The sequence below is a fragment of the Amycolatopsis sp. ATCC 39116 genome (assembly GCF_000231075.2).
GTDB lineage: Bacteria > Actinomycetota > Actinomycetes > Mycobacteriales > Pseudonocardiaceae > Amycolatopsis_E > Amycolatopsis_E tucumanensis.
The window spans coordinates 114,599-133,270 of record NZ_AFWY03000007.1; the positions used below are offsets into that span (position 1 = coordinate 114,599).

Here is an 18,672-nt window from a genome sequence, read left to right on the forward strand (position 1 = left end):
CGCGGTGCAACACGCCCCGGACGTCACCTATTCCGAGTGGCACCGGCCACCACAAAACCCCGGGAACTTGTGGCGATCGAACACATAGGCAACCCGCTCCGGGCCGCTTACCGTCTGTCGCCATGAGTGGCTATTGGGACGGGCGCGTCGCGCTGGTGACCGGCGCAGGCAGCGGGATCGGGCGCGCCTGCGCGCACGCCCTGGCCGAGGCCGGGGCGAAGGTGCACGTGGTGGACATCAACGCGGACGCGGCCGCGCGCGTCGCCGACGAGACCGGCGGCTGGGCGCACACCGCTGACCTCGCGGACCCCGCCGCCGTCGACACCCTGCCCGCCGACGCCGACATCCTCGTCAACAACGCCGGCTTCCAGCACGTCGCGCCGCTGACCGAGTTCCCGCCGGACGTGTTCACCCGCATGCACCAGGTCATGGTGACCGCGCCGTTCCTGCTGATCCGCCGGGTCCTGCCGCACATGTACGCGCAGGGCTGGGGCCGGATCGTGAACGTCTCCAGCGTGCACGGCCTGCGCGCAAGCGCTTTCAAGTCCGCCTACGTCTCCGCGAAGCACGCGCTCGAAGGACTGTCCAAAGTGGCCGCGCTGGAGGGCGCGCCGCACGGGGTGACCAGCAACTGCGTCAGCCCGGGTTACGTGGACACCCCGCTGGTGCGCGACCAGATCGCCGACCAGGCCGCCGCGCACGGACGCCCCGAAGACGAGATCCTCGGCGAGGTCCTGCTGGGGCGCGCCGCCATCAAGCGGCTGATCGGCCCGGCCGAGGTCGCCGACGCCGTGCGCTGGCTGTGCGGCCCCTCGTCCGGCCACATCACCGGGATTTCCCTGCCCCTCGACGGCGGCTGGACCGCCGCCTGAGTTTCCGCCACGGCACAAAGGAGTGTTGCCCCATGCCCCGCAGCGAGAACCGCTCGATCGCGAAAGTGGTCGGTGCGAGCCTCATCGGCACCACCATCGAGTGGTACGACTTCTTCCTCTACGGATCGGCCGCGGCACTGGTCTTCAACAAGCTCTTCTTCCCCGGCAGCGATCCGCTGACCGGGACCCTGCTCTCGTTCGCCACCTACGCGATCGGCTTCCTCGCCCGGCCGCTCGGCGGCCTGGTGTTCGGCCACTTCGGCGACCGCGTCGGCCGCAAGAAGCTGCTGGTGTTCAGCCTGCTGCTGATGGGCGGCTCGACCTGCGCGATGGGCCTGCTGCCGACCTACGCGGCGGTCGGCGTGGCCGCGCCGCTGCTGCTCACGGCGCTGCGGCTGGTGCAGGGCTTCGCGCTCGGCGGCGAGTGGGGCGGCGCGGTGCTCATCGTGTCCGAGCACGGTGACGACCGCCGCCGCGGGTTCTGGGCCTCCTGGCCGCAGTGCGGCGCGCCGGGCGGGAACCTGCTGGCCACCGCGGTGCTCGCGATCCTCGCCGCGGTGCAGTCGGACGCCGCGTTCACCTCGTGGGGCTGGCGCATCCCGTTCCTGCTCTCCGGCGTGCTGGTGATCATCGGCCTGTGGATCCGGCTCACCGTCACCGAGTCGCCGGTGTTCCTGGCCGCGCAGGAGAAGGCCCGTCAGCGCGGCGAGCAGCACCGCGCCCCGGCGGTGGAGGTCTTCCGCGGCGCGTGGCGCCGGGTGCTCATCACGATCGGCGCCCGCATGGCCGAGAACGTGTCCTACTACGTGCTGACCGCGTTCATCCTGGTCTACGTCACCGGTCCGCTGGGGCTCAGCAAGTCGGCCGGGCTCAACGCGGTGCTCATCGGGTCGGCGATCCACTTCGTGACGATCCCGCTGTGGGGCGCGCTGTCCGACCGGATCGGCCGCCGCCCGGTGTACCTGTTCGGCGCCGTCGCCATGGCAGGCTGGGCGTTCGCGTTCTTCGCGCTGATGGACACCCGCTCGTCCGGGATGATCATCCTCGCCGCGACGATCGGCCTGGTGCTGCACGGCGCGATGTACGGCCCGCAGGCGGCGTTCTTCGCCGAGCAGTTCCCGACGCGCGTCCGCTACACCGGCCTGTCGATCGGCGGGCAGCTGTCCTCGATCGCCGCCGGCGCGCTGGCGCCGATCGTCGCGGTCGCGTTGTTCAAGGAGTTCGGCGGCACGCTGGCGGTTTCGCTGTACGTGGTGGCGATGTGCGTGCTCACCGTGATCGCGGTGACCAGCGCGAAGGAGACCGCGGGCAGCTCGCTGCACGACGAGGAGCCCGCGGCCGCCCCGCAGCCGGCGACGCGATGAGACGATGATCGGCGTGGACGACGACGTGCTCCGGCTGCTCGACCTGCTCGCCGGCGGGGCGAGCAGCGAGCAGCTGGCGCACGCCGGCGCCGCGCACCCCAAGGCCACCGAGCTGGCGCTGCGCATCCACGCCACCCTGACCGCGCACCGCCGCCGCGAGGCCGAGCTGACCGCGTTGTTCGACACGGCCAGCGATTTGGCCCGCCTGCGCGACCCGGACGCCGTGCTGCGGTCGATCGTGCGGCGGGCCCGGACGCTGCTCGGCGCGGACGTCTCCTACCTCAGCCTCAACGACGAAACCGCCGGGCGCACCTACATGCGCGTCACCGACGGGTGCGTGTCGCCCCTGTTCAAGGAAGTCATCCTGGGCATGGGCGAGGGGCTGGGCGGCCTGGTCGCGCAGAGCGCGCGCCCGTACGCGACCCCGGACTACTTCCGGGACGAGCGGTTCCTGCACACCAAACCGATCGACGACGCGGTGCGCGACGAGGGCCTGGCCGGCATCCTCGGCGTCCCGCTGTCACTGGGCGGCACGGTGATCGGCGTGCTCTACGCGTCCGACCGCACGCCCCGCGAGTTCACCCCGGACGAGGTCGCGCTGTTGTCCTCGCTGGCCGACCACGCGGTCATCGCGCTGGACAACGCCCGGCTGCTGGACGAGATCAGCTCGCACTCCGCGGCGATGCACCGCGCCGAGGAGGCGCACGACCGGCTCATGGACCTGGTGCTGCGCGGCGGGGACGTGCCGGAGGTGGCCGCCGCGGTGGCCGACGTCCTGCGCGGCTCGATCGGCCTGTTCGACGCGGCGGGTGAGGAACTGGCGCACGCCGGGATCGCCCCACCCGCGCCGGACCCGGAGGTGGTGGCGCTGTCGCGGAGCACCGGGCGGTCGGTCTCGGGCGACGGGTCGCTGGTGTGCGCCGTGCAGGCGGGGCCGGAGCTGCTCGGCAGCATGGTGCTCGCCGGGCGGGACGCGTTGCTCGACGCCGACCGGCGGCTGTTCGAGCGGGCGGCCGTGGTGACCGCGTTGCTGCTGCTGTTGCGCCGGTCGGTGGCGAAGGCGGAGGACGAGGTCCGCGGCGAGCTGCTGACCGACCTGCTCACCGCGCCGGACCGCAACCCGGGCGCGTTGCTCGCGCGCGCCGAACGGCTGGGCGTTGACCTGGCGGAACCGCACGCGGTTCTGGTCGCGCACGCCGAGTCGGTGTCCCGGGCGCGGCTGGCGGTGGCCGCGGCCCGGCACGCGGCGCTCGCCGGCATCCACGCGGAGGAGGTCGTGCTGCTGGTCCGCGGCGACCCGGACGCGGTGGCCGCGCGGATCGCGGAGGCGCTGACCGCGGCGACGGACACGCCGGTGACGGTCGGCGCGGCCGGCCCGGCGCGTGGCCCGGCGGCGATCGCCGCGGCGCACGCGGAGGCGGTCCGGTGCCTGCGGGCATTGCTGGCGCTGGGCCGGTCCGGCGAGGGCGCGTCCGCGGGCGGGCTCGGGTTCCTCGGAGTGCTGCTCGGCGAGCGCGGCGACCTGACCGGCTTCGTGCGGCGCACGCTCGGACCGGTGCTCGACTACGACGAGCGGCGCGGCACCGACTTGACCGGCACGCTGCACGCGTACTTCGCGGCGGGCGGCAACCTGACGCGGGCGAAGGAGGCGCTGCACGTGCACGTCAACACGGTGGTGCAGCGGCTGGACCGGATAGCGACCCTGCTCGGCGACGACTGGCAGGAGCCGGGGCGGGCGCTGGAGATCCAGCTCGCGCTGCGGGTGCAACGCTTGACGGGGCGGCGGAGCGGGTAGCCGGGGGCCGACGAAGGGAGGCCCGATGAACGTGACCGCGGGTGATCTGAAGGCGCTGCTGGACGCCGGGAACGGCGCGCAGCTGGTCCTGCAGGAGGGCAGCCTCGCGGTGCTGCCTGCTGAGGAGCTGCCCCGCCACGAGGGCGCGATGACGGTCATCGAGCGCGAGACGCTGCGGCAGCGGGTGGGGGAGCAGCCGGAGGACCGTGAGCTGGATGAGCAGGCCGCGATCCTGTCGACCCAGATCGACACGCTCGGCGCCTGACTCGGCCTGACTCGGGCGAGAAATCGTCAGCGCGATCCGGCGGCCACCAGCCTCGCGGTGATCGGTTCGAGCTCGGCGATCAGCTCATCGAGCTCGGCGGGGGAAATGCCACAGCCGGGCGACCGGATCACCCGGCACCGCGCGGCGCAACCCGGCGTACATCACCCGCCCCGCGGTGGGCGCGCTCGTCGCGGCCTTGGTGGTCAGGTCGGCGGCGCGCACCAGGCCCGGGGAGCCGGCCAGCTCGTCGCCGAGGATTCGCCGCAGGAGGCCGCGCTGCCCCGTTCCCGCGCAGCCGCGGACGCTTCGCGATGTGCCGCGCGGCCTCCCCGTGGGCGAAGCCAGATCCGCTCCAGGAGCTCGAACATGCGACGGGCGATGAGCCGGCTCAGCGGGCGTAGCCGGCCAGTTCGGGTTCCGCCGGCACGTGCGGGTACAGCGCGACCTGCGTCGCCACCACTGTGGCCATCTGGGCCTCGTCCACGGCGAGGTGCAGCGGGTCCACGCCGGGCATCAGCAGGCGCGTGCAGACGTCCGCGGGCAGCCGCGCGGGGTCGGCTGGGCCGTCGTGCGTGAGGGCGTCCACCACCAGCGCGAACGCGACCCCGTCGGCGGTGCCGGTGGTCAGGTGGTCGGCCACGTGCGCGGGACACACCTCCTGCAGGCCGACGTTGCTGATCCGCCCCTGCCCGGTGTGCAGCGAGCTGCTGCCGTAGTCGTTCAGGTTGGGCGCGACCACCTCGTCCAGCACCGTGTAGACGTTCGTGTAGTCGATGCCCGCCCAGGTTTCCGCGTCGCTGTTCAGCGCGGTCAGGAACGCCGATCCGGTGCGCTGCTGCCAGAACGCGGGCGCGCAGCCCGGCAGGCAGACGGCCGAAGCGACGACCGTGCCGTGGTTCGACGGCGCCAGCCCGACCACGTCGCCCACCCGCGAACGCGTGTCCGGCCAGTACTTGAGCGCCCAGCGAGGGACCATGCCGCCCTGGCTGTGCCCGACGATGTCCACGTCGCGCCCGGCCGCGGCGCTGACCGCGCGGATCGCGTGCACGACGTACTCGGCGGCGACCTGGATGTCGGCCATCCCGTTGTCCGGCAGGGCGACCGTGCAGAACGGACGGCCCAGCGCGGTCAGGGCGGGCCCGTAGTTCCAGGCGAAGACCTCCGGCGTCAGCGTCGTCCCGGCGATCAGCAGGATCGGGTTGTGCCCGGACCCGCGGACGTCCCCGGAACACACCAGCGCCGCGTCGAGCGCGGACTCGGGGACCCGCAGCGCGGGGCCGTCCGCGGCGGTGGCGGACGCGGGCGCCAGCACCGCGCCCACGAGGACCAGCAGGGCGAGCAGCGATCGCTTCATGACCGTCCTTCCGGCACACTCCGTCGTGTGGACCGAGGGGATCTTGTCACGCCGGCGGACGAGGAAGCGACTTCACGGTGGTGAACGCCTTCGTGATCCGCGCCGCTCAGGTCTTCGACGGCGAACGCACCCACCGCGACCTGCCGGTTCTCGTCCAGGACGGCGCCATCGCGCGGCTCGGCGGCCCGGTGCCGGACTGGCCGGTCGTCGACTCGCCGGGCACGTTGCTGCCCGGCCTGATCGACATGCACACCCACCTCTGCGGCGACGGCGGGTTCGGCGCGCTGGACCGGCTCGCGGACTACTCCGAGGACGAGCTGGACGACGTGATCGAGCGGGCGTTGCGCACGCAGCTGGCCGCCGGGGTCACCAGCGTGCGCGACCTCGGCGATCGCCGGTACGCCACGCTGCGCTGGCGCGGCCGTCCCGGCCTGCCGTCGATCCTCGCCGCGGGGCCGCCGATCACCAGTCCCCGCGGGCACTGCTGGAACATGGGCGGCGAGGCGAGCGGCGCCGACGGCCTGCGCGCGGCCGTCGCCGAGCGGGCCGAGCGTGGCGTGGACGTCGTGAAGGTGATGGCCAGCGGCGGCGGCATGACGCCGGGCACCGACATCATGGCCTGCCAGTTCACCCTCGACGAGCTGCGGCTGATCGTCGAGGAGGCCCACGCGGCCGGGCTGCCGGTGACCGCGCACGCGCACGGCACGCCGTCGGTGGAGCAGGCGGTGGCCGCGGGCGTGGACGGGATCGAGCACTGCAGCTGCTTCACGCCCGAGGGCATCCGGATGAGCGACGAGCTGGCCGCCGCGATCGCCGCGCGCGGGATCACGGTGTGCCCGACGCTCGGGGCGGTCGGCGAGATGACGCCGCCGCCCGCGTTGCGTGAGTTCCTGGAACGGACGGGATCCACGATCCGCGACCGGATCGGCCAAGTCGTGCGGATGGCGGACGCCGGAGTGCGAATCGTCTCCGGCGGCGACTCGGGTATTTCGCCGGGCAAGCCGCACGGCATGCTGGCGACGTCGGTGGAGTGGCTGGTGGACGGCGGAATCCCGGCCGAGGAGGCACTGGCTTCGGCGACGTCGGTGGCGGCGGACGTGGCGGGTCTGGGTCGCAAGGGCCGCATCCGGCCGGGTTTTGACGCGGATCTGCTGTTGGTGGATGGCGATCCGTTGAGGGACATCACGGCGCTGGCGCGTCCGGTGGGGGTGTGGTTGGCGGGTGCGCGGGTGCGGTGACCGCCGCGGCAGGTCGGTCGCACCGGCGCTCCACGCACGCAGCTTCTCCGGGTTGCGCACCGCCCAGATGCGCTGGATCTTCCCGCCTGCGGTCTCGAACGCGTACACCGAAACGGTGACACCGTCCTCCTGCGCGATCAGGCCCGGCTGGCCGTTGACGGTGCGCTCCAGGAGCGTGTGCCCGCGGAACCGGTGCTCGAGGCGGCCCAGCGCGCTCAGAATCCGTTCGGCGCCCTCGACCGGGTGGAGCACCGTGCTCACCAGGCCGCCGCCGTCGCTGATTGCCGTGGCGTCGGGGGCGAGCAGGCCGAGGAGGGCCTCGATGTCACGTGCTTCCCAGGCCCGTTTGAAGTCCCGGACGACCCGACTCGATGACGCCGGCCGAGCGCGTCGCGTTCATCCTGCATGACGTCTTCCGGTATCCGTTCGCCGAAATCGCCGAGATCGTCGGCCGCACCCCGGCGGCGTGCCGCCAGCTGGCCTCGTCGGCGCGCCGCCATGCTGACCGACTCGTCGAGCGTCACCCGGTCGGCCGGGCGCCACTCCGAACTGTCCGGCACCGGCTCGGGAATCCATTCCCCCACATAGGTTTCCCGCCGTGCACGGGCCGAGGACAGCACGTTGAGGCACAGGCGGCCGGCGACCTTCGTCAGCCAGGCGCCGGGTGCGGCGATGGCGGCCTGCTCGTCGCGGGACATGGCGTACCAGCAGGCGTAGGTCTCCTGGACCACGTCCTCGGCCAGCGAACCGAGCAGCCGGTACGCCGGCGCCCTCGCGGCCAACCGCCTGCGCATGCGCGACGACGTGGACGTCACGCTGGTCAACCCCCGTCCGGCGTTCGTCGACCGCGTCCGGCTGCACCAGTTCGTCGCGGGCACCGGAGAGACCACAGTGGACTACGGCACGATGCTCGACGACGGCGTCCACCTGGTCGTCGACACCGCCACGCGCATCGACACCACCGCCCGCGCCGTGCGGCTGGCCTCGGGCCGCGAGCTGGGCTACGACTACCTGGTCTACGCGGTCGGCAGCACCGCGGCGGCGCCCCCGGTGCCCGGGGCGGCCGAATTCGCCGTCCCGATCGCCGAACTGGAGTCCGCGCGGCGGCTGCGTGACGAACTGGCGGCCCTGCCCCCGGAAGCGCCGGTCACGGTGGTCGGCGGCGGGCCGACCGGCATCGAGACCGCCGCCGAGCTGGCCGAACGGGGACGCCGGGTCACCCTGGTGTGCGGCGGGACGCTGGCGCCTTCGTTGAGCGCGGGCGGCCGCCGGTACATCGCCAAGTGGCTGTCCCGGCACGGGGTCGCGGTGGCCGAGACCGTCAAGGTCGCCGAAGTCCGGCCGGACGCGGTCGTCTTCGCCGACGGCACGACGCGGCCGAGCGCGCTGACGATCTGGAGCGCGGGCTTCGCCGCGCCGGAGCTCGCGGCCGCGAGTGGGCTGCGCACCGACGACCTCGGCCGTCTGCTCACCGACGAGACGCTGACCAGCGTCGACGACCACCGGATCGTCGCGGCGGGCGACTCCGCCGCGCCGTCGGGCCAGTCGCTGCGGATGAGCTACCAGGTCGCCGCTCGGTGCGCAGGCCGCCGACACCCTGTTGAGCCGCATCCCCGGCACCGAACCGCCGGTGCTCGACGTGGGTCTGGTCGGGTCGTGCGTCAGCCTCGGCAGGCACGCCGCCGTGCGGCAGTTCGCCCGCAAGGACGACACCGCGCAGAACTTCCACGTCGGCGGCCGCCTCGGCGCGGCCTACAAGGAGCTGACCCGCAAGCCCGGTTCCCTGCGGTGGGTGAAGGGCGGACGGCGGGTCACAGGCCCAGTGACCGCAGCAGCGCCCGCAACTCCGACTCGTACAGCTTCGCCGGGTCGGTGACCTGCGGGCCGAGGTGCCCGTAGACCTCCAGCGAGATCAGGCCGTGCATCCGGCCCCACGTGCGCAGCGACAGGGCCAGCACGGCGGGCGGCAGCCCGGGGAACTCCTCGCGCATGTGCTGGACCAGGGAGGGGCCGAAGTCCTCCCAGGTGAACTCGTCCGGGGCCTGGACCGTCGGCCAGGCCCCGGCGATCAGCTCGGTCAGCAGGGCGCACGCCCGGCGCTCGGCGTCCGCCGCGGCGCCGCCTTCGGGGGCGCGGTAGCCGGGCACCGGATCGCCGTAGATGAGCCGGAAGCCCTCCGGGTTGGCGAGCGACCACGCCCGCAACGCGCGGCCCCACGCCAGGATCCGCCCGGCCGGGTCGTCCGCGGGCACGGCGTCCCGCGCGGCCTCGACGGTGTCGACGAGCGAGGTGTAGACGTCCGAGATCAGCGTGGTGATCAGGTCGTCGCGGGTGGGGTAGTAGCCGTAGATCGCGCCGGCCGTCATGCCCATCTCACGCGCGATCGCCCGCAGCGAGATCGCGTCCGGCCCGCCCTTGGCCATCAGCTCCAGCGCGATCGTCTTGATCTCGCGTGCCGTCTCCGCCCGCAGCCGTTCCCGGCGGCTCGTCGTCCCTTCACCCACCTTGACACTGTACGGCGTTGGTCTACTATTCGCCGTGTTGAAACTACACGCCGTGTAGTGAACGAACGCCGTTGAGGAGACGTGATGGCGAGAGCAGTCCTGTTCGACCGGCTCGGCGGGCCCGAGGTGCTGCGGGTCGAGGACCGGCCGGTGCCCGAGCCCGGCCCCGGCGAGGTCCGGATCCGGGTGGACGCGATCGGGCTCAACCGGGCGGAGGCGCTGTTCCGCGCGGGCACCTACTACGAGCAGCCGGTCCTGCCGGGGTCCCGGATCGGCTACGAGGCGGCCGGGGTGGTCGAAACCGGTGCCGAGGGCTTCCCCGAGGGCACCGAGATCAGCACCCTCGCCTCGTTCTCGATGCGGGACTACGGGGTGTACGGCGACCGGGTCGTGGTGCCGGTGTCGAGCCTGGTCCGCCGCACGGTCGACGAGGTCACCGGCGCGTCGGTCTGGCTGACGCACCAGACCGCCTACGGCGCGCTGGTCGAGCGCGGCGGCCTGCGGCCCGGCGACACCGTGCTGATCACCGCCGCCTCGAGCGGGGTCGGCATCGCCGCGATCCAGATCGCCAACCACCTGGGCGCTGTGCCGATCGCGGTGACCCGCACCGCCGCGAAGCGGGACCAGCTGCTCGCGGCCGGCGCCGCGCACGTCGTCACGCTGGACTCGCAGGACCTGGTCAAGGAGGTCCGCGCGCTGACCGGCGGCGACGGCGCCACGATGACGTTCGACCCGGTCGGCGGCCCCGGCGTGGTGGACCTGGTCGAGGCCACCGCCGTCGGCGGGCTGCTCGTCCTCTACGGCTGGATGGCCGGTGAACCCACCCCGCTGCCGATGAACTGGGACCGCCAGGTCACGCTGTTCGGCTACGGCAACGGCAGCTACGTCGCGCGGAACCCGGAGCGCCGGCGCCGGTCGGAGCACTTCATCAACGCCGGCCTGCGCATCGGCACCCTGCGCCCGGCCGTGGACCGCGTGTTCGACGACCTGGCCGACATCGTCGAGGCGCACGCGCACCTGGAGTCGAACGCCCAGGTGGGCAAGGTCGTGGTTCGCGTTCGTCACTGAGCGAGTGAACCCCCGCCGGCGCGGGTAGCCCTCTCGGCGAAGCGAAGGAGGTCACCGTGTCGACGGACAAGAAGGACGTCATCGCGTTGCTGGAGGACCAGCACCAGGAGATCCGCCGCCTGTTCGGCGTGGTCGAACGCGCGAAGGGGGATGAGCGCAAGGACGCCTTCCGCGACCTCGTGCGGCTGCTGTCGGTCCACGAGACCGCGGAGGAGGAACTGGTCCACCCCGAGGTGCGGCGCCAGGAGGGCGGCGAGCCGATCGTCGAGGCCCGCATCGGCGAGGAGCACCGCGCCAAGGAACTGCTGTCCACATTGGACGACATGGGCCCGGACGCGGAGGGCTTCGACACCCTGCTGATCCAGCTGCGGGACGACGTGCTCGCCCACGCCGAGCACGAGGAGCGGTCGGAGTTCCCGCTGCTGCGCCAGGCCTACGACAGCAAGCGGCTGGAGGCGATGGCCGACACGGTGCGGGCGGCCGAGGCCGTGGCCCCGACGCGCCCGCACCCGGGAACGGAAAGCGCCGCGAAGAACATGCTGCTCGGCCCGCCGGCCGCCTTGATGGACCGAGCCCGCGACGCCATCCGGAGCGTGCTCAAGCGCTGACGCCCCGGAATCCGGCCGCCCGCCGCGAGGCGGGCGGCCGGTTCCGCGTCACAGACCGACCCGCACCACGCTGCCGCTGCCCGGCGCGCCGGGCGGGTTCGGGCACGCGCCGCAGTTCGACACGTACGCCTTGCCGTCACGCAGCGCCAGCCCGCCGGGCATGGTGAGCTGCTGCGTCACGATGTGCTGCGCGCCGTTCTTGCCGACCTGGATCAACGCGCCCGACGGGTCGCCGCTGAGCAGGCCGTTGTGCGCGATTTCCAGCACGTACAGCTTCCCGTGCGCGAAGCCGATGTCGATGATGTTGGTGAAGCCCTGCGCGTACACCTGCGGCGCCTTGCCCGGCACCACCCGGTACACCCGCGCCGCGCCCTTCGGGAACGGGAAGCCGGTCAGCTCGCCGACGTACAGCGCGCCGTCCGGGCCGAGCGCGACCGAGGTCGGCACGGACTGCATCGGGATCTGCGAGCCGTCCGGCGCGGTCGCCATCCTGGTCGGGAACGTGGCGATCGTGTGGATGCGGCCCTTGTCCGGGACCCACAGCAGCGAGTTGCCGCCCGCGTCGACCACGACACGGCCGCCGGGCAGGGCGAGGACCGAGTTGGGGTTGCTGTCCGGCTCGCCACCGTCGGGGTTGGCGGTTGCCTCGTAACCGGCGATGTCCGCGACCGGTTTTCCGTTGCGCAGCAACCACCCCATGAACTGCTGCCCCTTCGGCGGCAGGTTCGTGCGCACCGCGGGGTTCGCCCCCAGGCCGACGGTGACGTACATGTTGCCCTTGCCGAGGAACGAGACGTCCGACGGGCCGATCGCGCCGGAACCGTCGCGCGCGGCGAGCGACGGCACGCCGCTCAGCACGCGTTTCTGCTGCCCGCGGTCGATCCGCGTGACGCCGCCGGATTCGCCGTAGCAAACTTCGCCCTCGGGACCCGCCATGCACGGGCCGGCGCCCCCGCGTCCGGACTCCGCGACGTACAGGGCCCCGTCAGGCGAGAACGACAGCCCGCGCGGGCTGTCCAGGCCGCCGGCCACTGTGGACACCTTGCCGCCGGCCTCCGCGCTCAGCGGAACCAGCGTCACCGCGAGCGCGGTGGCGGCCGTCAGCAGGATTCGGGATGTTTTCATACGCCCGTCCTTTCACGACGATGTGCCCCCCTTCCGGAGACGGAATCGCGCGGACGAACGTTACGAGGAGATTTCGGTTGAGGGCGCAAGTAAACACGCAGCCGTTGCGTCGGGATTTCCACCAGCTGCCAGGACAGCAGCCCGCACGCGTAGGCCAGCGGCAACGCCAGCGCCATCAGCAGATACGAGTTGCGCACCCCGGCGAACACGATGAGTTGCTGCACCGGCATCGCCCAGATGTACATGCCGTAACTGCCGTAGACCCACTTGTCGTAGCGCGCCAGCCGCCGCGGCCAGTGGTGCGCCCACACGATCGCGCCGTACCCGGCGGCGAACGGCAGCACGATCCGCGCACAGGGCTGCAGGACAGGCACGAAGTTGACCACCAGGTACACGGCCACGCCCGCGTACGCGGCGGCTCGCGACAGCGGAATCGTTCCGTGGTAACGGTGCATCACCATGCCGATGACGAACGCGACACCGAACGCGACCATCGCGCCGACGGGCACGGACAGCAACGACCCGCCGCGGCCCTGGAAGGTGTAGGTGGCGCCGAGGAAACCGTCGAGCACGACGATCCCGGCCAGCAGCGCGAACAACCCGGCCCGGGCGCGGCCGAGCAGACCGGTCAGTCCCGCGACGAGAACCAGCGCGTACCCGGTGGTCTCCATCGGCAGCGTCCACAGAGAGCCATTCGCCGACCACGGGTACGGGTTCTCCGCGAACACGCCGGGAAGCAGGTGCTGCAACGGGTACAGCGCCGCGTTGTGCACCACGTAACCCCAGGTCGCCGTGTCCGTCCAGTACTCGGACGCGTCGAGCACGGTGACCAGTGGACCGATCACGAACGCGGTGAACATGACGACGACGAGCAGCGGCGGCCAGATGCGCAGCACCCGTTTGGCGGCGTACCGCCACCACGACGCGTCGCGCGCCCAGCTGTCGGTGATCTGAAAGCCGCTCATCGCGAAGAAACCCATGAGCGCGAAGTAACCGGGGGACAGGTCCCAGCTCGCCGGCAGGATCGTCAGCCGCTGCGGGTCGACGAGCGGGAACGAGTGCTCGACGACGACCATGCTCGCGCCGATGAGCCGCAGCCACGCGAACCCGGTCTCGGCCTTGGCGTACTTGACGGGGCGGATCTCCTGCGTGCGCTCCGCCGAGTTGTCCACCGGCACCGCTCAGCCCAGCAGTTCGGTCAGCGCGGCGCGCGCGACGTCCGGCCCGAACTGCGCGGCCACCGCGGCCTGCCCCGCCTGGGAGAGCCGGAGCCAGAGCGCGTCGTCGGTCAGCAGCGACACGATTCCGGCGGCGATCTCCTCGGCCTTGTCCCCGGCGAGCACCTCCGCGCCGTGCCGCAACCGCATGCCTTCGAACGCCAGCGTCGTGCCGACCACCGGGACACCCGCCGCCAGGCTCTCGCCGACCTTGCCCTTGACGCCGGCGCCGAACCGCAGCGGCGCGACCGACAACCGGGCCGTCTCGTAGAGCGCGTCGAGGGCGGGCACCCAGCCGCGGAACTTCACGCCGTGACCGTCGAGCGTGCGCAGCTCGTTCGTCGGGTCGTGGCCGACCAGGTCGAGCACCGCGTCCGGCACCTGCCTGCGCACCAGCGGCCAGATCTCCCCGGCCAGCCAGTACGCCGCGTCGCGGTTGGGCGGGTGCTCGAAACTGCCCACGAACAACACGCCGGGCCGCCCGTCCGGGCTCGCCTCCGGCCCCGGGGTGTGCACATTGGACAGCACGCTGACCGGCGCGCCCGGCGCGAGGTCGGCCAGCAGGTCGCGTTCGGCGTCGGACACCACCAGCGTGCGGTCGCAGGCGCGCACCAGCGCCAGCTCCAGCTCGCGGTAGAGCTTCGCGCGCTGGTGCAGCATCGTCGACGTCTCCGGCGCGCCGCCCAGCCGCTCCACCAGCTCGGCTTCCCGGGACAGGCGCACGAAGTGCAGGTCGACGGTGTCGAACACGATCCGCGCCTGTGGCGCGCAGATCCGCAGGCGGTCGGCGAGGTGCCAGGCCACGGTCGGCCGGGACAGCAGCGCCAGCCGGATGTGCTTGCCCGCCTCGTGCAGGAACTGCTCGCGCAGGCCGTTGTCGGTGAGCACGGTGATCCCGGCGCGGTGCAGCTGGTCCAGGTACGCCGGGTCGGCGGGCGGCCCCATCGGGCAGAACACCACGCGGTGACCGAGCGCGACCAGCTCGTCCAGCAGGCACCGCAACCGCACCGATCCGGAGTCGCGGTCCGGGGTGGGCACGGTGACGTCGGCGACCAGCACCAGGTCGCCGTCGCGCTGGGTCCGGCCGGGCACGCGCTGGCGGGCGATCCACAGCGGCATGCCCGGGTCGGCCTGCTCCGCGAGGGCACCGGTCCACTTCTCGGTGAAGACCTCGCGGTTGACCTCCTGGTACCGCTTGACGCCCTGCGTGACGTCGGTGCCGTGCGAGACGCCCTCGTGGTGGACGACGACCGCGTCCGGGACCACGACGACGCGCCTGCCCGCGGCGCGGACCGCGAACGCCAGATCGGTGTCCTCGTAGTAGGCGGGGGAGTAGCGCTCGTCGAACCCGCCCAGCCGCTCCCACAGGTCCCGGCGCACGAGGATCGCCGCGCCCGAGCAGTAGTCGACGTCGCGAACGGCCTGGTAGCGCGGGTCTTCCGGGTTGTCGCCGTGGCCGTAGTTGGCGGCGCTGCCGTCGGCGAACACGATGCCGCCGCACTCCTGCAGCCTGCCGTCCGGGTAGACCAGCTTCGCCCCGGCCAGGCCGATGCTCTCGTCGCCGCGGACGACCTCGGTGAGCGCGTCCAGCCAGCCGGGTCGGACCTCGGTGTCGTTGTTCAGCAGCACCAGCAGTTCACCGCGGGCCTGCGCGGCGCCGAGGTTCACGGCGCGCAGGAACCCCAGGTTCTCCGGGGCACGCACGAGCCGGACACCGGGGCACGCGGCGAGCTGCTCGGCCGAATCGTCCGGCGAGGCGTCGTCGACCACCACGACCTCGAACGGCACGCGCGTGCCGCTGTCCTCGATCGCCTGCAGGCAGCGGCGCGTGTAGCTCCACTGCCCGTGCACCGGGACGATGATGCTGACGAGCGGGTCGTCGCTGGTCGAGACCGCGACCGGGCCTTCGGTGGCGCGGCGCCGCGGCCGGTAGCGCTCGATGACCTTGCGGTACTTCGGGCCGCCGTCGTCGCTGGTGAGCCGTTCGATCTCGGCGCGCAGGGGCGCGGCGGCGCGTTCGGCGGCCGCGCCGAGCAACGTGAGCTGCGGGTCCAGCATCGTCGCCGCGGCGGGCACCTCCACCGGGTTGTCGGAGGCGACGCCGACGAGGTAGGTGTGCGGCGCGCCGGTGCCGACCGACCAGCTGTCCTCGCCCGTGCGGCGCAGCTGCTGCGACAGCACCGGGCCGTGCTCGCGGTCGCTGGTGAGCACCGAGCCGACCGCCACGTTCTGCCGCAGCACCGTCACGTGCCGGAACGACGCGCCGAGCAGCGCGCGGAACTGCGGCTCGGTCAACTCCTTGACGTGGAAGGGGTTTTCGTTGCCGTGCTCGTGCGTGTAGACGAGGACGTCCGGCGTGCTGGTGAAGAAGACGCCGCCGGGCGCGAGGCGGGCGCGCACCAGCGCCATCAGCTCGTCCTGCTCGGCGACGTGCTCGAGCGCTTCGAAACAGGTGATGACGTCGAACTTCCCGGCGTCGGCGAGCAGGTCCGGGTCGGTCATGGAACCGGTGGTGAACCGCAGGTTCGGCTGCCCGCCGTAGCGCGCGCGGGCGTGCTCGACGCTGGCCTCGTCGATGTCGACGCCGATCACCTCGGACGCGTGGGCGGCCAGCAGCGCGCTGCCGTAGCCCTCGCCGCTGGCGAGGTCGAGGACGCGGCGGCCGAAGGCGTAGCGGGCGGCGAGCGCGTAGCGGTGGTAGTGCTCGTAGATCACCTGGATGTCGTCCGTCCAGGGCACGCAGCGCTCGCCCGTCCAGTCGATCCCCCGAGGTCCCACCATGAGCCGGAAGGCTACCGGTACTGGGGCCGCGGGTGATACTGATGCCCGGTAATCTGCGGCGGGGAGGGAATTACTGACGGTGTCCAGTGACGTCCGCCGGCAGCGCCGGGAACTGACCGTCGGGATCGCGATCATCGTGGTGCTGGCGCTGGGTCTCGCCGTGTCCGCGACTGGGTACCTGCTCACCCGCAACGCCGGCCTTGCCGATCCGCCGGACGCGAAGCCGGCGCCCGAGCACAGCGCGCTGGCCCTCGTCGAACCGCCCGGCGCGCCCGGCCCGAGTGGGCCGTTCACCCTCGCCGCGCTGCGCAGCACGGTGTCGCTGCCGCAGCCGATGGTCGACGTGCTGACCACGGCCGGGATGAGCGACGGGGTGCGCAAGACCGCGGTGCGGGCCGGGGTGACGATCGGCCTGTACGCGCTGGCGACGGGCGATCCGCGCGGGGCGGTGCGGGCGTACGGTGCGGGGGTGGAGCTGCAGGGGCTGGCCGCGGACCGGGACCTGTCGCTGGAGGGTGTGATCGTGTACGGCACCCCGGTGGGCGCCCCGCTGGCCCGCTTCGCCGCGGCGTACGTGCTCTACGACCGCGTGGTGGTGGTCGAAACGGCCGGCCACGGCGACGCGGCGCACGACGTGTTCCGGACGACGCTGCAGCGGCAGATCGAGCTGGCCCCGCCGAGCGACCGCTCCTGACGGCGCGCGGCGGTCTGCGCCGCCGGTGAGGACGTCGTGCTGCCTGAGGTTTGCCACGGTGTCGGATCCGCGGCGGCGGAGGCGCCGCAGGGCGGTTCGCGCACCGGCCGGGACCGGGTGCTCGGCGGATGTTCGGCGGTAGCCGGGAGTGCGACCGCGATCCGGTGTGGACGGTCCTACCAGTCCTGCGAATCCCACGCGCCCAGGCGAAGTCCGCTCTCGAACCGGTGCTGCCGCCCCGTCAGCGGATCGGTGAACGCGAGCACCTTCGCCAGCAGCTGCAGCGGACGGCGGAAGTCGCCGGGCGGAACCTCCCGGACCTCCGGGTACAGCGGATCGCCCAGGATCGGGATTCCCAGCGAGTTCAGGTGCACCCGCAGCTGGTGCGTGCGGCCGGTTTCGGGCACCAGCCGGTAGCGGCCCAGCCCGCCGCGGTGCTCGATCAGCTCCACGTGCGTCCGCGCGTTCACCGGCCCCGGCAGCTCCCGCGCGGTCAGCACGCCGCGCTTCTTCACGATCCGGCTCTCCACCACACGCGGCAGCGCCAGCTCCGGCGAGTAGGGCGCGATCGCCTCGTACTCCTTGTGCACCAGGCGATCCCGGAACAGGTTCTGGTACGCGCTGCGGTGCGCCGCGGTCTTGACGAACATCAGCACACCCGCCGTCAAGCGGTCGAGGCGGTGGGCGGGGGAGAGCTCGGGCAGGTCCCGCGTGTGCCGCAGCCGCACCAGCGCGGTCTCCCGGACGTGCCCGCCACGCGGCGTGGTGGCCAGGAAGTGCGGCTTGTCGACCACCAGCAGGACGTCGTCCTCGTGCAGCACGGTCAGCTCGAACGGCACCGGCACCTCGTCGCCGCGGTCCCGGTGGAACCACAGGAAAGTGCTGGGCGTGAACGGCGTCGCGGCGTCGATCGGCCCGTCCACCCCGACGATCGCGCCCTCGGCCAGCATCGAGTCGATCACCGCCGGGTCTAGCTTGGTCAGCTTGCGCACCAGGTAGTCGCGGATGGTGTCCCACGGGCCGTCCGGCGGGGTCCGGATGCGCGCCGCGTTGACCCCGTCACGCGGCGGCAGCGGGGACGGGGGCGGCTTGCGTCTCATCGGTCAGCACTGTAGCGAGGGGCCACCGCGCCCGCCGCGACCACCGCCACCGCCGCGACCAGCGCGAACTCCGCCGAGTAGGCCAGCGCCGCGGCTCCACCGCGTCCACCACCAGGTTGCCCAGCGCCCCGAGGCACAGCCCGTAGCCCGCGCCGACCAGCGCGTTCGCAGCGTACGCGGGCCGTGCCCGCAGGCCAGCAGTGCGAACCGGGCAGGCTCCGCGACCTGTTCGGGCTCGGGCGGGTGCTGCTGGCCTGCCTCGGGCTGTTCGCGGTGGGCACGGTTGCCTGCGCGCCGCCACGCTGCCGGGAGTGACCGGTCCGCCACCCTGCGCCGGTCAACTCGCTGCCCCGAGCAGCCGCCTCCTGGTCTTCCTGGACGTTCGTGCTGGGCCGCGCCCATCGCGAGGTGCACTGCGACCCCGCCACGCCGGAACGCAACGCCGGGATCTTCGAAGCCGCACGGGCGGGCTCGGCAGCGCCTACACTGAAAGCACTGGTACCGCACCTGCGCGCCGCCACCGCCGACGAGATCTTCGACGCGGAGTTCGACATGCTCGTCGGCGCGATCCACGCCGCACGGCGGCAGTAGGCCGCAATCCCCGGGGTTGTCGGTGCCCTCCGTTACCCTGCATACGCGCGGCGCCCTGGTGCCGCACCACCCCAATCGCTACTGGGAGAGAAGATC

The 18,672-nt window shown here is 72.8% G+C and carries 17 protein-coding genes and 2 pseudogenes; 12 read left to right on the plus strand and 7 right to left on the minus strand.

Features of this window, described 5'->3' with window-relative positions:
* Positions 1-122 precede the first annotated feature (122 nt).
* The 4 genes from AMY39116_RS0310855 to AMY39116_RS0310870 are packed head-to-tail and all read left to right on the plus strand — an operon-like array spanning position 123 to position 4,296.
* Positions 123-872: a 3-hydroxybutyrate dehydrogenase gene (locus AMY39116_RS0310855; protein WP_027935813.1), complete on the plus strand. Its 750-nt coding sequence runs from the start codon at positions 123-125 to the stop codon at positions 870-872.
* A 32-nt stretch (positions 873-904) separates the two neighbouring features.
* Complete coding sequence (locus tag AMY39116_RS0310860) at positions 905-2,236, plus strand: MFS transporter (protein ID WP_020417687.1); 1,332 nt, start codon at positions 905-907, stop codon at positions 2,234-2,236.
* A gap of 4 nt (positions 2,237-2,240) precedes the next feature.
* On the plus strand, positions 2,241-4,031 hold the full coding sequence (locus AMY39116_RS0310865) for a GAF domain-containing protein (protein ID WP_020417688.1): 1,791 nt from the start codon (positions 2,241-2,243) through the stop codon (positions 4,029-4,031).
* A 25-nt stretch (positions 4,032-4,056) separates the two neighbouring features.
* A complete protein-coding gene (locus tag AMY39116_RS0310870) occupies positions 4,057-4,296 on the plus strand; it encodes a hypothetical protein (protein WP_020417689.1) in 240 nt (79 codons plus the stop codon).
* A 388-nt stretch (positions 4,297-4,684) separates the two neighbouring features.
* Here the strand turns inward: AMY39116_RS0310870 and AMY39116_RS0310880 are convergent, their stop codons facing one another.
* Complete coding sequence (locus AMY39116_RS0310880; protein ID WP_020417691.1) at positions 4,685-5,650, minus strand: lipase; 966 nt, start codon at positions 5,648-5,650, stop codon at positions 4,685-4,687.
* Positions 5,651-5,727: 77 nt separating this feature from the next.
* On the opposite strand from AMY39116_RS0310880, the gene AMY39116_RS0310885 reads away from it, so the two are divergent.
* A complete protein-coding gene (locus AMY39116_RS0310885; protein ID WP_020417692.1) occupies positions 5,728-6,888 on the plus strand; it encodes an amidohydrolase family protein in 1,161 nt (386 codons plus the stop codon).
* A 365-nt stretch (positions 6,889-7,253) separates the two neighbouring features.
* Positions 7,254-7,385 (plus strand): annotated as a pseudogene (locus tag AMY39116_RS45370) (sigma factor-like helix-turn-helix DNA-binding protein); the annotation flags it as partial.
* Positions 7,386-7,550: 165 nt separating this feature from the next.
* On the opposite strand, the pseudogene AMY39116_RS47410 reads toward AMY39116_RS45370, so the two are convergent.
* A pseudogene (locus AMY39116_RS47410) lies at positions 7,551-7,682 on the minus strand (hypothetical protein); the annotation flags it as partial.
* Here AMY39116_RS47410 and AMY39116_RS42660 point away from each other — a divergent pair.
* Positions 7,681-8,787: an NAD(P)/FAD-dependent oxidoreductase gene (locus tag AMY39116_RS42660; RefSeq protein WP_235716102.1), complete on the plus strand. Its 1,107-nt coding sequence runs from the start codon at positions 7,681-7,683 to the stop codon at positions 8,785-8,787. The pseudogene AMY39116_RS47410 and the gene AMY39116_RS42660 overlap by 2 nt on opposite strands.
* On the opposite strand, the gene AMY39116_RS0310900 is transcribed toward AMY39116_RS42660, so the two are convergent.
* Positions 8,700-9,392, minus strand: coding sequence for a TetR/AcrR family transcriptional regulator (locus AMY39116_RS0310900; RefSeq protein WP_020417693.1), 693 nt, complete (start codon positions 9,390-9,392; stop codon positions 8,700-8,702). The two genes, AMY39116_RS42660 and AMY39116_RS0310900, sit on opposite strands and share 88 nt — an antisense overlap.
* A gap of 84 nt (positions 9,393-9,476) precedes the next feature.
* On the opposite strand from AMY39116_RS0310900, the gene AMY39116_RS0310905 reads away from it, so the two are divergent.
* Positions 9,477-10,460 carry a zinc-dependent alcohol dehydrogenase family protein gene (locus AMY39116_RS0310905; RefSeq protein WP_020417694.1) on the plus strand — a complete coding sequence of 328 codons (984 nt, stop codon included), beginning with the start codon at positions 9,477-9,479 and terminating at the stop codon, positions 10,458-10,460.
* A 56-nt stretch (positions 10,461-10,516) separates the two neighbouring features.
* Entirely contained in the window at positions 10,517-11,068 is a 552-nt protein-coding gene (locus AMY39116_RS0310910) for a hemerythrin domain-containing protein (RefSeq protein ID WP_020417695.1), read from the plus strand.
* A gap of 48 nt (positions 11,069-11,116) precedes the next feature.
* Here the strand turns inward: AMY39116_RS0310910 and AMY39116_RS0310915 are convergent, their stop codons facing one another.
* Genes AMY39116_RS0310915 through AMY39116_RS0310925 form a run of 3 tightly spaced genes read right to left on the minus strand, consistent with a single transcriptional unit; the run spans position 11,117 to position 16,191 of the window.
* A complete protein-coding gene (locus AMY39116_RS0310915; RefSeq protein WP_020417696.1) occupies positions 11,117-12,193 on the minus strand; it encodes a ScyD/ScyE family protein in 1,077 nt (358 codons plus the stop codon).
* Positions 12,190-13,365, minus strand: a complete 1,176-nt coding sequence (locus AMY39116_RS0310920) for an acyltransferase (RefSeq protein WP_235716103.1) — start codon at positions 13,363-13,365, stop codon at positions 12,190-12,192. Before AMY39116_RS0310920 ends, AMY39116_RS0310915 begins: the two co-directional genes overlap by 4 nt.
* A 9-nt stretch (positions 13,366-13,374) precedes the next feature.
* Positions 13,375-16,191 carry a glycosyltransferase gene (locus AMY39116_RS0310925; RefSeq protein WP_027935815.1) on the minus strand — a complete coding sequence of 939 codons (2,817 nt, stop codon included), beginning with the start codon at positions 16,189-16,191 and terminating at the stop codon, positions 13,375-13,377.
* A 79-nt stretch (positions 16,192-16,270) separates the two neighbouring features.
* Between AMY39116_RS0310925 and AMY39116_RS0310930 the strand changes: the two genes are divergently transcribed.
* Entirely contained in the window at positions 16,271-16,885 is a 615-nt protein-coding gene (locus AMY39116_RS0310930; RefSeq protein WP_020417699.1) for a hypothetical protein, read from the plus strand.
* 176 nt (positions 16,886-17,061) lie between these two features.
* On the opposite strand, the gene AMY39116_RS0310935 is transcribed toward AMY39116_RS0310930, so the two are convergent.
* Positions 17,062-17,985, minus strand: a complete 924-nt coding sequence (locus AMY39116_RS0310935; protein WP_020417700.1) for a pseudouridine synthase — start codon at positions 17,983-17,985, stop codon at positions 17,062-17,064.
* Positions 17,986-18,168: 183 nt separating this feature from the next.
* On the opposite strand from AMY39116_RS0310935, the gene AMY39116_RS47800 reads away from it, so the two are divergent.
* Positions 18,169-18,300 (plus strand): MFS transporter, encoded by a 132-nt coding sequence (locus AMY39116_RS47800; protein ID WP_162146036.1) that lies wholly within the window; start codon positions 18,169-18,171, stop codon positions 18,298-18,300.
* A 93-nt stretch (positions 18,301-18,393) separates the two neighbouring features.
* Complete coding sequence (locus tag AMY39116_RS0310940; protein ID WP_157358512.1) at positions 18,394-18,576, plus strand: hypothetical protein; 183 nt, start codon at positions 18,394-18,396, stop codon at positions 18,574-18,576.
* The last annotated feature ends 96 nt before the right edge of the window (positions 18,577-18,672 follow it).

Excerpts from the sequence above, each read along its gene's own strand:
- AMY39116_RS0310935 (WP_020417700.1), bottom strand. The coding sequence starts at position 17,985 with ATGAGACGCAAGCCGCCCCCGTCCCCGCTGCCGCCGCGTGACGGGGTC.
- AMY39116_RS42660 (WP_235716102.1), top strand. The coding sequence starts at position 7,681 with ATGCGCGACGACGTGGACGTCACGCTGGTCAACCCCCGTCCGGCGTTC.
- AMY39116_RS0310880 (WP_020417691.1), bottom strand. The coding sequence starts at position 5,650 with ATGAAGCGATCGCTGCTCGCCCTGCTGGTCCTCGTGGGCGCGGTGCTG.
- AMY39116_RS0310865 (WP_020417688.1), top strand. The coding sequence starts at position 2,241 with ATGATCGGCGTGGACGACGACGTGCTCCGGCTGCTCGACCTGCTCGCC.
- AMY39116_RS0310855 (WP_027935813.1), top strand. The coding sequence starts at position 123 with ATGAGTGGCTATTGGGACGGGCGCGTCGCGCTGGTGACCGGCGCAGGC.
- AMY39116_RS0310925 (WP_027935815.1), bottom strand. The coding sequence starts at position 16,191 with ATGGTGGGACCTCGGGGGATCGACTGGACGGGCGAGCGCTGCGTGCCC.
- AMY39116_RS0310870 (WP_020417689.1), top strand. The coding sequence starts at position 4,057 with ATGAACGTGACCGCGGGTGATCTGAAGGCGCTGCTGGACGCCGGGAAC.
- AMY39116_RS0310915 (WP_020417696.1), bottom strand. The coding sequence starts at position 12,193 with ATGAAAACATCCCGAATCCTGCTGACGGCCGCCACCGCGCTCGCGGTG.
- AMY39116_RS0310905 (WP_020417694.1), top strand. The coding sequence starts at position 9,477 with ATGGCGAGAGCAGTCCTGTTCGACCGGCTCGGCGGGCCCGAGGTGCTG.
- AMY39116_RS0310860 (WP_020417687.1), top strand. The coding sequence starts at position 905 with ATGCCCCGCAGCGAGAACCGCTCGATCGCGAAAGTGGTCGGTGCGAGC.